We start from the raw sequence: 11,723 nt of genomic DNA on the forward strand, positions 1-11,723 counted from the left end.
CGGCCGCTTCCACGCCCTGACGTAAGTTGATTGCAACCGGGCCGCGTGGTACGATAACTTACCCTCCTCCGGAGACGCCATGCGATTCGCCGTTCTCGCCTTGCTGACCTTGTGCCTGCCCATCTTTGCCCAACCCAAGGACAAACCCACTTATTACTACACCACCAAAGTTGGCGACACCGTGGTTCGTGAGGTCACGGCCAACGGGAAGACCACCGATAAATCCTCGACTGTCGATTCCGTGGAAGAAAAGGACGGGGTGCTGACGGTCGTGGTGAAACCCACCGGAAAGCCAGGCGCGCCAGCCATTGAGACGATGCTGGTGTCCAAGACGGAACTGACCCTGCCTCCTCAAGGCCCGATTGACGTGCCGATCACCTTTCTGAAACTGCCCGCCAAAAAAGGCGACACTTGGGAGTCAATGAAAACCTCCAAGGGAGCCGGGGGAGTGATCTTCAAAAGCGCTTGCATGGGGGAGGAGGAAGTCGAGGTTCCGGCGGGGAAATTCAAGGCGATCAAAGTGGAGACGGCTGTCATGACCCCGACAGAGGAATACTCTCGCATGACGATGTGGCACGCGCCGGGAGTCGGTTTGGTGAAACTGATGACCAAATCAGGGGGCCGGGAGACAAGTTCGGTTCTGAAGTCGTTCACGCCGGGCAAGTAACGCCCATTCCCAAGTAGAATGTCTTTTTCCACCGAAGGACTGCCATGTCACGACTGCCGGTCATCTGTTTTGTTCTGGCCCTCGCCATCCCGGCCGACTCAGCCCCCAGGCTGAAAGACGAACGAACAGGCCCCTACTACCCCGCCAAGGTCGGAGACCGCTGGGTGATGGAGATCAGGAATCCGGACTCGACCGTGGAAATAATCGAGGTCGTGACGGCCGTCGAGACGAAAGACGGAGCGACAATCGTGTCAATCGGACGCGAGGTGGCGGGGAATGTCGGACCAGAGGTGTCTCAAATGCGGATTACCGAAAAGGGACTCTTCCGGATGTCCCAACTGGGAACGGTGTTCGCCGAGCCGTACTGTGTCCTTCAGTTCCCGCTGAAGCCGGGGGCGACCTGGACTGCCGAGGCGAACCGGGGCGGGACAACGACATTGAAATTCCAATACAAGGCAGCGAAGGAAGAAGATGTGGAAGTCCCGGCGGGAAAGTTTAAGGCATTTCGGATCGACGTCGAGTACGAATCCTCGGGAGCAGCCAGGCGGTCGTCACTCTGGTATGCTCCGGCGGTCGGTGTGGTGAAGGACGAGCATGCCGGGAAGGACGGAGGTTATGCCAGGGTGATGAAGTCATTCACACCGGGGAAGTAGGAGCCGCCATGCGATTTTCCATTCTTTTACTGCTCACCGCATCAATTGTCTTTGCCGCCCCGATCCCGAAAGACAAGCCGATCCTTTATTTCCCGACCAAGGTGGGTGACAAAAGAGTCTATGTAGGCCACGGCCGTGGACCCGACGGCGCGTCAGGAGGCGAAATCATTGAAATCGTCACCGCAGTTGAGGTGGAAGATGGCAAATTTGTGGTTTCATTGAGCAAAGATTTCAACGGAGAACAAGGAGGCAAATTCAAATGTCACGTCTCGACGAATGGCCTGTTTCAGACTGATCCCGATTCACAGGATCATGGGCGGCCGATATTGAAATTGCCAGCCACGAAAGGTGACACTTGGGAGGTGGTGGATTCGCCTGGCCGAAAAACGGTTTATGTGGTGGCTGGCGAAGAAGAGGTGGTCGTTCCGGCGGGCAAGTTCAAGGCGATTCGGATTGATTCGTCCATTGAGTCAAAGAAATTTCCTCAAAAGGAATCAAATTGGTACGTGCCAGGAATTGGTTGCGTGAAGCACCAATGTAGCATCGGACCGGGCGAAGTGACTCTATTGCTCAAGACATTCACGCCGGGAAAATAATTATGAGTCATTTGCGGAGACGACGGCTCACGAATCGGTGTCGGCCGGGGTGACATCAGGGTAATACTGGGGAGCCTCCCGTCGGTCAAACATGCCATAATCACGCACCACCCGGATACGGCGCATTCTTGCCCCTTCTTGCAACGACAGGGTCCCCTCGAAAACCAGAGCCCCCGCCTCGTCACGCCACGACGCGAGCAGGATGATTTTCCCGGGTGTCAGCACCGCGTCGAAGACATCCCAGGCGACCAGTCCCGGAGCGGAAGGTGCAAGCCCCAGCCATTTGGCGACATCCTCGGGAGCGGTTTCCTTGACCCATTCGGGCGGTCTTGCAGCGTCAATCAGGGTCAACGTGGTCCCCTCGCCTGTCTCCGTCTCATCCAGTCGCTGTTCACGCAAAACGACGTCCTGCGGAGGGTTGGTGTCCCGAGTCAGCTGGCCAACCCTCAAATGGTAGTCTTGAAGCACTTCACGACGACCCTTCTCCTGAACATCGTGATGCTTTGCCTTGGTGCGCCAGCGAACCAGGGCCTTCTCGCCGCGCCAGCCGGAAAGCGAGAGTATCCATCCCTCGCGGGTGAGGCTGCGATAGCGGATGTTATCGACAAAGCCCTCGATCTGCTCCAATTCTGGTCTGAGCATTTTGGCGAGGCCCAGATAGGCGTCCCATTGGTCGGATTTCGGGCGGACTTCAAACAGCACGGAGAACATCACCTCCTCCTTTCGGCCATCAAGTGCCTTCAGGCGCTCTAAAATCGACGTCGCCAGCCATTGATCAAACGACGGGAACATAGATTGTTCGGGCCGTCCAATCGCGGGGTCATTGTAGTGTTGCAAGTCCCCAACAAACCGCTTTACTGAACGCGCGATCCGCGCGACGGGCTGTCAAAAGGAGATCGCCGCCCGGATCGTCGCCGGGGAGGCGGGGATGTGATCGCGGTCAGGGACAACCAACCCAAACTTGCGGAGGCCATCGAGACGTTTTTCCGCGAGGCCGTCGAACGCGATCTGGAGGACTTCCAATACCGCCATCTCGAAACCCGCGACGCCGGGGCCGGGCTGTTCGGACCTCCGATCCTATCATCCGGCCCTGGTCCCGGAGAACTTTACCCTGAGGGAGCAGTAGCCGTTGGTGAGGGCGTTCGGATATGCCCGGCGCGAAACCCGTCATGACGACGGACGAACCAGCGAGTCTGACGGAAGTCATGCTCCAAGAGCATGTTTGATATGCGCTGGCCCTGTGCGAAACGGCGACATCGGCCCGAACCATGAAGGCCGTGCGGACAATGTTCCGGCATGCGGTCCGCAAGAGACTGATTCCCTCAAACCCGATGGAGGGGGGAAGGGGGAAGGGCGGTAGCGAATCGAACCTGGCGAACTGGCATTTCGTGGACTTGGAAACGCTGGAAAAGGTAATGGCCTCATGCCCCTCCAACGAACTCCACCTGGTGTTCGCCATGTCTCGGTTCGGTGGGTTGCGGTGTCCGAGTGAAATTCAATTGCTGACATGGGCCGATGTGCTTTGGGACCAAGACCGATTCCGAGTGCAAAGCCCGAAGACACAGCATCATGAGGGGCACGCAGAGCGATTACCCCGATCTTTCCTGAACTTCGTCCGTATCTCGAAGCTGCCTTTGATGAAGCCGAACCAGGAACCGTTCACATTGTTCGGCAGTATCCGAACGCTCTCCCGATCTATCGAAAGTTTCTTGAGAAAACGCTTCGGGACTTGGGGGTGGTTTAATGGCCTCGATTGTTTCACAATCTTCGAGCCAGTCGGCAGACGGAATTGAGGCGGGAACATCCTGCGCACGTTGTTTGTGTTTGGCTGGGAAATTCGGAGCGAGTGGCCGCCAAGCATTACTTGGGTGTGACGGAAGAAGACTTCTAAAAAGCCGCAGCAGAATCCGCACAAGCCGGGGTTGGACAGGAAACGACAAAACCCCTTGAGAAACAAGGGGTTAAGCAAATCGGGACAATTATCGACCGTTCAAGTCACGATATTCTAATGGTCGCTACAGGATTCGAACCTGTGACCCCTAGCGTGTCATCCACCCAAAAAGCCGGTGTTGTTCAGCCCGCAATCGCTTGGGAATTCGGAGTTTACGGCAACGAGAAGTGGCTTGCAAGAGGAAACAAAGCCTGACTTTTGACAGCACGGAATTGCGGTAAAACAAGCCATATGCCGAAATCAACATGCGTTGATATCCGGTCAGAATCCGGTCACCGCAAAACAAAACGAGCCGGACCCGCTCGCAACAGGTCCGGCTCTCTTCATGCGCGGAATTGCACCCCCGACGCACCCGTGACGATGGTCACGGACTGTTTTTATAGCAGGTCTGGGACTGCCCGGGGAACGCCGGCCGAGGGGTTACTTCTTGTCTGAGTCGGCTTTTGGCTTGAGCGGCCAGAAGCCTTCCTTGATTAGAAAATCCTGAATCGCCACTTCAACAACTTCCGTGAGGCTAGGCTTTAGCCGCTGCGCCTCAATGAACTGGTCAAGTGCGGCTCGCGTGTCTTCCCCAACATAAGTTTGGATTGGCACGCCTGATCGTTTCGGAGTTTTTTGGGGCTTCTTGGCCATAGCCAGCATGATAAGTCCTCTCATGTCCTAAGACACCTTAAAAGTAACTTCGATTGATTGCCTTGGCAATTTCAGTTTTGTCATTTCATATTTTTAGTTGTAATGTCATGACATTACATATATGCTCTCTTTCACATCGCCCGATCACATTCGACAAGGAAGAAACCATGACGGGAACACTGGCACGGGAAACATCCACCATTTGCGAAATCACGCCGAGGGGGCTTGCCCATCTGGCCGCGATGGAGGAACGGGACAAGGAACTTGATCCGTTGGTGAGAAGTTGCACGAGCTGCAATTCGTGGCCGCAACTCCGGCGGCGGTTGTGGAAGGGCTTTGTCCCGACGCTCCGGGGATCGCGGCGGGAACGGTTGCTCGCCCGCATCCTCCGGGCGAGAGGCTACAAGGTCAACGCCCCGGCTCCGAGGGAGTGCGTCCGATGAACATCAAGTGCATCCTCTGCAACGCCGAGGACGGCGTGTGCCTCGTTCTCTCCGATTGCCAGTCGTTCCACTGCAAGGAGTGCGGTGAGGGCTTCGACCTCGACGACGTTGAAACGCGGATCAAGGAACTGCGGAAGATGGTCTGCGTGGCCAACGCCGCGAAGACGGCCGCCGAGAAGGAATAACCACGAAAGGAAAAAACATGAGCGAATCAACTGATGAAGCCGGCCGAAAAACCGAAGGCGAGACTGCCTCACACGGGCCGGACTTTGCGTGCGTGATCTGGTTCGGAAGGATGTTCACCTTCAACTCGCGTCAGGCGTCGGTTGTCGCCCTGCTTTGGGCTGCGTGGGAAAAAGGGACGCCGTGGGTCTCCGAGGCATGGCTGATGGAAAAGACCGACTACGAAGGTTCCCGGATGAAGGATGTGTTTCGCAAGCATCCCGCGTGGGAGAGGATGATCGCGGTCGGTTCCAAGAACGGCCAAGCCTTTGGAACTTACGGATTGATGCGCCCGGATTGTGGGGAGGGTGAATCATGAAAGACCTTCCAGATCTGGCGGCCGTCATGTCGCCCCGAAGCTATGCGTTGGTGTGTCCGCCGGAGATCGTGCCGACGGCAAGATTGAAATCCCTGCTGGCCTCCGTGGGGAGGGAACTTCGCCGCATTCTCCCGGAGTTCGAGAAGGACGCCGATATCACCGTTTGCGTATGGCCTCTGGCTGAGGACGGGGAGAAGATGGGCATGATGAGCCGGGAATTTGAGATCCCGGTTGATGCGTGATCCGGTTTGAGGAACGGGTTTTTCACCAAGAAAATTGCAATTTCCTCGGAAAAACAAGGCTTTTTGAGATTTTCACCGACACTCAGCTTGCTAATAAACGCATGGTGTAGGTATGTTCATCTATGAGGGCTGTTGATACAGCCCTCAATGTTCAGATTATGGGAGTTATATGGTACTAGACGAAGGAAGAACTTTTAGCACGGCCGCCGCGTGTCGGTGGTTGACGCAGCTCACGAACGCAGAGCGCCCGATGTCGCCCATGACAATTTGGCGATGGCGGACTCACGGCCTGACGATTGGCGGACGGGTTTTCAAGCTCGAAGTCCTCCACGTCGGCCACCGGGTTGTTTACACCGAGGCCGCCCTGAGACGGTTCATTGAAGTGACCTCGGCCGCCCGCAGTGGCCGGCCGATCCCGGACGCCGCCCCACTCACGCCCGGCCGGGAACATGCGGATGCCGAGGCCGAGCTGGACGCGGCCGGGATTTGACAGTCTTCAGAAGTGACGATTCTCCCAGCCAATTCTCGCCAACATTACCGCCCCACTGCCCGGGGCATTTTTGAAACACTTGGATAATGGAAACAGCCAGTCCGGCAAAAACACCATTGGACGTCGCGTCTGAGCTGGTGGCCGCCGGCCTTTCGGTCATTCCGATCAAACCTGACGGGTCCAAGGCACCGGCCACGCAAGGAGAGTGGGAGCCTTGGATGCATCGGATCGCGGACCACCGGCAGCTTCATCGCTGGTTCGGCGGCCGTCTTTGCGGTGTTGCGGTGATCGGTGGAAAAGTCTCCGGCGGACTGGAGTGCATCGATTTCGACGAGCCCGGTTTCTTCGAGCAGTGGGCCGACGAACTTAACCAACTCGCCCCGGATCTCCTTCGCAGATTGGTGATTGTCCACACACCATCCACTGGCGCCCATGCGTGGTATCGCTGTGATGTGGTCAAGAGCAGTGCTGTGCTCGCCAAGCGGCCTTCCACCAATGAAGAACGCGAAGCCTTTCTTGTGCGGAAACCAAACGGCAAGCCGCCCTCTTGGGTGACGACAATCGAGACACGCGGCGAAGGTGGATACGCCCTCGTACCCGGTTCACCGCCGCCATGCCATGTGCTGCAAAAAACCTACGAATACGCCGCCCTCGGCGTCGGTGATCTTGCGAGTGTCAACCGGATCACGCCCGATGAGCGAACGCTCATACTTGACCTGGCCCGGTCGTTCAACACCTGGCATGAGGAAAAGCCGCCCTCTGTCAAATGCAGGGGAGACGGATTGACTCCGGGTGATGACTACGATGCGAGAGGACCGGACTGGCAGACCACGCTCGAAGAACAAGGCTGGAAGTTGTTCCGAGGTGATTGGGAAAATGGCAAACTGACCCGGCCGGGCAAAGACAAAGGCGTGTCGGCCACGATCGGGTTTTGTCGTGACAGGGTACACCAGCGGCCGCTCCTTCATGTGTTCTCTTCCTCGGCGGGGATCGACGTTGGCACTTACGGGAAGTTCCGGACATTCGCCGCCCTCAACCACGGCGGCAACCAAAGCGAGGCCGCCAGGGCCATCGTCAAACTTGGTTTCGGGACGCCTTCCATCGCTGGAAGGAATGGCAAGCCCACTTCACCGAACGGCCATCATTCGACGGCCGACGCGGCCTTTCTTGAGACTCGTCCGCTCAAGGGACGGAAGGCGAAGGAAATCACCTGGCTGGTGGACCGAAGAATTCCCTCGGGCAAACTCACCGCCATTGCCGGCGTCGGCGGGATGGGGAAATCGACTCTCGTCCGCCATCTGATTGCCTGTCTCACCACCGGCCGCCCGGCCTTCGGACTTGAATACAGACCGCCGCCGGCTTGTGACGTGTTGCTCGCCTCAGTCGAGGACTCCGTTGAGGATACCATCATCCCTCACCTTCTTGCCGAGGGGGCCGATTTGGATCGCGTCCATACGGTCGATGGAACCAGACTGGCCGACGGCTCGGTTAAGCCGTTTGACCTGCGGGACATCGATCTTATGGTTCGCACGGTTGAGGCCAACACTTCAATCCGGCTGCTGGTCATCGACCCGATCATGTCGTTTATCGGCCGGGCCGGGTTGAATGAGAATTCCTCGGCCGAGGTTCGGACCATGCTCGATCCGCTGATTGCCCTCGCCGAGAAGACCGGCGTCACCGTCCTCCTGATCGCCCATCTGAACAAGTCATCGACCGCGACGGCCATCAACCGGATCGTGGGTTCGACCGCCTTCCGGGACGCATGCCGGGTGGTGTGCATGGTTGGTGACAATCCGGACGTGGATGACCAGAAAGTATTTGTGGTTGTCAAGGAGAACGTGCCGGGTATCGACCGGCAAAGTTTTGGCTTCACGCTTCGGGCGCTGTCTGACGGGGAGGCCGATGCCGTGTTGTCCGCCGAAGAGTTCTCCGACCTGTCTTTAGCCGGACGAGACCGGTTGGCTGAAAATCTGAAAGTTGTTGCGCCCGCCGGCAGAGTGAACCTCAGTGCCGACGCGGTGCTTCAGAAACAGTCTCCAAATGAGATCGGCCGAGGGAAACAGGGTGCGTGCATTCGATGGCTTAGGGATCGCGTTGGAAAACAATACGCTTGGTGCAGAGAAGATCTGAAGGCTGAGGCCGAGGCACTTGGCTACAACGAGACATGTTTCAAGCGGGCCATCAGCTCCTTGAGTGAAGAAGGATTGCAATCCCTAAAAAGCGGTTTTGGTGGACGAAACAAATTGGCCTACGGCGATCCCGAGAAGATGCCCGTCGGTCAAAACCTGCCTTCATGATACCCATTTAGGTCATTCAGCTCATTCAGGTCAATTGACCTGAATGAGCTTTTTTTGCTGCCTACGTTCTGCGAAAAAAAAACGCAACGCATGTTCGACCAATACCTGTCTTTTAATCAATGACCTAAATGACCCGAATGACCTGAATGACCGCAGATTATTATTAATAAATAATAATTAGAATAATACATTCTCCAGAAAGGTCATTCAGCTCATTCAGGTCATTGATTGACACTGCCCCACGGTGGCCATCGTGGGCCGACGCAATTCTCGCGGGTTTCACCTTCCCCTAAATCACGCCAAAAAGACGCATTTGGCTCGGGCAACCGGGCCGTGAGAATCATGGAGTCATTAGCACCCCCAACATAAGGATCCCACCCATGTCTTTCATCATCGAGCCCGGCAAGCCGCTTCAGAATGCCGCCGGTCGCATTGGTTCGCTCGCCATCGTCATCAACGACTGCACGGCCGTTCCCCTCGACCCTCACAAGAGAGCCATGATCATGGGCGACTTGAGAGACATTGAACGGCGAATGGCCCGGATCGCGGAAGAGATGACCGCCGAGGATGAAAGAAAGCCTGTCCCATTGCCCGGCTGTTCCCGTGTGACGTGCCGCCGGCCAGGCCTTCGAGAGGGACCCGAAGACCGATCACGCTTTTGAACAAGGCAGCGGGTCCCTCCAGCATCGGCCAGGAACGCCGGCCCCACACGGGAACAGCCCGCGTTTTAGACAAAGTTAGTTTTCCAATGAACACGAAAGGACGGGAATGGAACGCGAGCAACCGAAGGCCGCCCCCAAATCACGGCCGAATGGCCTGTCGTGCCCGAAGTGCAAACGCCCCGTCTCGGGGGTTCGCAAGACACGGCCAGGCCGGGGGCAGATTGACCGGCAAAGAGTTTGCCCTTGCGGCTTCCGGGGCGTGACGGTGGAACGGTGGAAACTGGAAAAGGCCACTAATGCCACCGACCCGGCCGCCTATGCCGCTTTGTTTGCGAAGTGGCTGGAATCGGAATTCAACAAATCACAATCCGGGGAATGATGAACACATGAGCCAATCAAAACCACTTCCGTTTCCAGGCCTGCCGGCCGATCCCGTCGACGAGGAGAACGACGCCCGCGAGCAGATTCGCGCCGCCGGTTGGTGGGATCGGGCCTCTTTCCCGGAAAGTTGGCCGCTGTCTTCGACGCTGGCCGCCATCCTTCTCCGCGAAGCCGGCGAATACGCCGTCTCGGCCGAGTCGGCCGAGGACCTGGCGAGGCGAAGGCTGATCGGATTTCCCGGTGTGTCTGAATCGGAAGAATTCGAGTGGAATGCCGTGGACGTGATCCAGCTCGCCAACACGCTGGAGGTTCGCCGGGAGTGGATCCCCGGATCTCGCCACGACGCCAAGAAGCACCCGATGCAAAAACACTTGGACACTCTCCGCGAGGCCGGCCCGCTGGCGCCGCCCGAAGGAATCCCGCATCTGGACTTGCGGCAGATCGCCCTGATGCTCACGACCGCCGACAACCGGGAGGCGAGGGAAATTCATTTCGTTGCCCTGCAAGCCATCCTCGAAACCGACCACGGAATCCGAATCTGACCAGGGCAAACCGCCCGCAACCCACCGGCGAGACCGGGGAGCAAGACCGATGAATTTTGAATCCTATGTGCGATCCCTGGGACATGACCCGGACGCCCTCACCCCCGATTTGAAGGTCGCCCTTCAGGCCGCGTGGCGGGCTCATATGGCCGCCACGGGAGGGGATGCCACCGCCGGGGCCACTCTTCCGGCCGGCAACACGAACGGAAGCGCGGACCGGGGCACCACGGAGAACGCGAGAATCAACGCCATCGTCTCGATGTGCGGGGAAAATGCCACGGTGGCCGGAGAGGCCATCGTGGGCGGCTGGGATCTGGCCAGAACGAAAATGCGGCTGGAACTGGACGCCCTCCGAAGCTCGCGTTCCACGGCACCGACCTCGACTTACGTTACCCAAACTGTCCCGGCAATGTACACGCCGGCCGGCTTTCATCACCGTCAAGCCCGTCAATACCCGGCGCCAAACGCCGCCTCGATTGTCCAGGCGTCGTTGATGCTGCGATGCGGACACGAGGCGGCCGCGCTTCACAACTACGGCGACCGGGTTTGTGCCATCGCCGACGGCGCCCGCTTCGGCAGCATGGTTGACGCGGCCAAATGGTTTCTTGGCCAGACCACCGACCAGCCGGTTCCAAATGACAAAAGTTCCATTGCCAAAATGGCCTTCGGCTCGTTCGGCCCGATGGCCTCCAGCGGCATCAGCACGGCCAGTTTTGCGAACGCCCTGGCGGACACGGTGGGCCGCGTCGTGTCGCATTCCTACTCGATCCAGCCGGCGACGTGGGCCGCGTTCGCTTCGGCGAAGTCCGTCCCTGACTTTCGGAAGAAAACGTCGATCCGCCCTTCGTTCTATGTCGACTTGAAAAAGGTCGGACCGGTCGGGGAAATCGAACACGGCAAGGCCGACGACAAGGCCGAGTTCACCTACTCGGTGGACACATACGCGCGGCTGTTCTCGGTGGACCGGACGACGATCATCAATGATGACTTGGGCATCTTGGACCAACTTCCGCCGGCGATGGCGAAAGGCTCGGCCCGGACGCTCGCCACGTTGGTTTACTCGGTCATGTCGGCGAACGCCGGCTCGTTCTTCGGGACCGGCAACAAGAACTATTTGAGCGGCGGGGCCTCGGCCCTGTCGGTGACGTCGCTGGCCTCGGCCGTTCAAAAGCTGCGAGAGCAAAAGTCCCGTGAGGGGGACTACCTCACCCTCACGCCGAGGACGCTTCTGGTTTCGACGGCCTTGGAGGTCACCGGCCGCACGATTCTGAATTCACTGCTGACGAACCAGACGGCCGCCAACGCCCCGACCGGTAATCCATTCTCCGGGAGTGACATTCAATTGGTGGTCGAACCGCGGCTCGGGGCCACCGAATGGTATCTCTTCGCCGATCCCTCGGCCGAGGCGGTTGTCGTGGCTTACCTGGAGGGACGCGACGCGCCGGTCATCGAGCAGTTCGACATGGCGACGACGCCGGAACAATTGAAAGTCACCTGGCGTTGTGTGTTCGACTTCGGCGCCGCGCTGGCTGATCCGACGGGTGCCGTCAAGTCGGCGGGGGCGTGATCTGGGGTGAGCCTGGCAATATCGTGCCGGTCACCGACCGGCCTTTTCATTTCGGAGG

General features: G+C 58.2%; 15 protein-coding genes. 12 read left to right on the top strand and 3 right to left on the bottom strand.

Annotated elements, in window-relative coordinates; all coding sequences use genetic code 11:
• Window positions 1-79: 79 nt before the first annotated feature.
• The 3 genes from BGIM_RS0101750 to BGIM_RS0101760 are packed head-to-tail and all read left to right on the top strand — an operon-like array spanning window position 80 to window position 1,916.
• The gene (locus BGIM_RS0101750; RefSeq protein WP_020468078.1) at window positions 80-667 is read left to right on the top strand and encodes a TapB family protein; all 588 of its coding nucleotides are present in this window, start codon (window positions 80-82) and stop codon (window positions 665-667) included.
• A gap of 44 nt (window positions 668-711) precedes the next feature.
• Window positions 712-1,320 (top strand): TapB family protein, encoded by a 609-nt coding sequence (locus BGIM_RS0101755; protein WP_020468079.1) that lies wholly within the window; start codon window positions 712-714, stop codon window positions 1,318-1,320.
• An 8-nt stretch (window positions 1,321-1,328) separates the two neighbouring features.
• On the top strand, window positions 1,329-1,916 hold the full coding sequence (locus BGIM_RS0101760; protein ID WP_020468080.1) for a hypothetical protein: 588 nt from the start codon (window positions 1,329-1,331) through the stop codon (window positions 1,914-1,916).
• Window positions 1,917-1,943: 27 nt separating this feature from the next.
• On the opposite strand, the gene BGIM_RS0101765 is transcribed toward BGIM_RS0101760, so the two are convergent.
• From BGIM_RS0101765 to BGIM_RS0101785, 3 genes are all read right to left on the bottom strand, one after another.
• On the bottom strand, window positions 1,944-2,627 hold the full coding sequence (locus BGIM_RS0101765) for an antibiotic biosynthesis monooxygenase family protein (protein WP_029629651.1): 684 nt from the start codon (window positions 2,625-2,627) through the stop codon (window positions 1,944-1,946).
• A gap of 174 nt (window positions 2,628-2,801) precedes the next feature.
• The gene (locus BGIM_RS62455; RefSeq protein ID WP_157368561.1) at window positions 2,802-2,948 is read right to left on the bottom strand and encodes a hypothetical protein; all 147 of its coding nucleotides are present in this window, start codon (window positions 2,946-2,948) and stop codon (window positions 2,802-2,804) included.
• Window positions 2,949-4,287: 1,339 nt separating this feature from the next.
• Window positions 4,288-4,509 carry a hypothetical protein gene (locus tag BGIM_RS0101785; protein ID WP_157368562.1) on the bottom strand — a complete coding sequence of 74 codons (222 nt, stop codon included), beginning with the start codon at window positions 4,507-4,509 and terminating at the stop codon, window positions 4,288-4,290.
• Between the two features lie 158 nt (window positions 4,510-4,667).
• On the opposite strand from BGIM_RS0101785, the gene BGIM_RS0101790 reads away from it, so the two are divergent.
• From BGIM_RS0101790 to BGIM_RS0101835, 9 genes are all read left to right on the top strand, one after another.
• The gene (locus BGIM_RS0101790; RefSeq protein WP_020468086.1) at window positions 4,668-4,943 is read left to right on the top strand and encodes a hypothetical protein; all 276 of its coding nucleotides are present in this window, start codon (window positions 4,668-4,670) and stop codon (window positions 4,941-4,943) included.
• Window positions 4,940-5,128 carry a hypothetical protein gene (locus BGIM_RS0101795; protein ID WP_020468087.1) on the top strand — a complete coding sequence of 63 codons (189 nt, stop codon included), beginning with the start codon at window positions 4,940-4,942 and terminating at the stop codon, window positions 5,126-5,128. Before BGIM_RS0101790 ends, BGIM_RS0101795 begins: the two co-directional genes overlap by 4 nt.
• A 17-nt stretch (window positions 5,129-5,145) precedes the next feature.
• Entirely contained in the window at window positions 5,146-5,484 is a 339-nt protein-coding gene (locus BGIM_RS0101800; RefSeq protein WP_020468088.1) for a hypothetical protein, read from the top strand.
• Window positions 5,481-5,726, top strand: a complete 246-nt coding sequence (locus tag BGIM_RS0101805; RefSeq protein WP_020468089.1) for a hypothetical protein — start codon at window positions 5,481-5,483, stop codon at window positions 5,724-5,726. Before BGIM_RS0101800 ends, BGIM_RS0101805 begins: the two co-directional genes overlap by 4 nt.
• 259 nt (window positions 5,727-5,985) lie before the next feature.
• The gene (locus BGIM_RS0101810) at window positions 5,986-6,216 is read left to right on the top strand and encodes a hypothetical protein (protein ID WP_020468090.1); all 231 of its coding nucleotides are present in this window, start codon (window positions 5,986-5,988) and stop codon (window positions 6,214-6,216) included.
• 86 nt (window positions 6,217-6,302) lie between these two features.
• Complete coding sequence (locus tag BGIM_RS0101815; protein WP_020468091.1) at window positions 6,303-8,513, top strand: AAA family ATPase; 2,211 nt, start codon at window positions 6,303-6,305, stop codon at window positions 8,511-8,513.
• Window positions 8,514-9,281: 768 nt separating this feature from the next.
• A complete protein-coding gene (locus tag BGIM_RS0101825; RefSeq protein ID WP_020468093.1) occupies window positions 9,282-9,554 on the top strand; it encodes a hypothetical protein in 273 nt (90 codons plus the stop codon).
• A 7-nt stretch (window positions 9,555-9,561) separates the two neighbouring features.
• The gene (locus BGIM_RS0101830) at window positions 9,562-10,098 is read left to right on the top strand and encodes a hypothetical protein (RefSeq protein WP_020468094.1); all 537 of its coding nucleotides are present in this window, start codon (window positions 9,562-9,564) and stop codon (window positions 10,096-10,098) included.
• A 49-nt stretch (window positions 10,099-10,147) separates the two neighbouring features.
• A complete protein-coding gene (locus BGIM_RS0101835) occupies window positions 10,148-11,665 on the top strand; it encodes a phage major capsid protein (protein ID WP_020468095.1) in 1,518 nt (505 codons plus the stop codon).
• Window positions 11,666-11,723: the final 58 nt, after the last annotated feature.

Origin of the sequence: Zavarzinella formosa DSM 19928 (assembly GCF_000255705.1) — a bacterium.
GTDB classification, from domain to species: domain Bacteria; phylum Planctomycetota; class Planctomycetia; order Gemmatales; family Gemmataceae; genus Zavarzinella; species Zavarzinella formosa.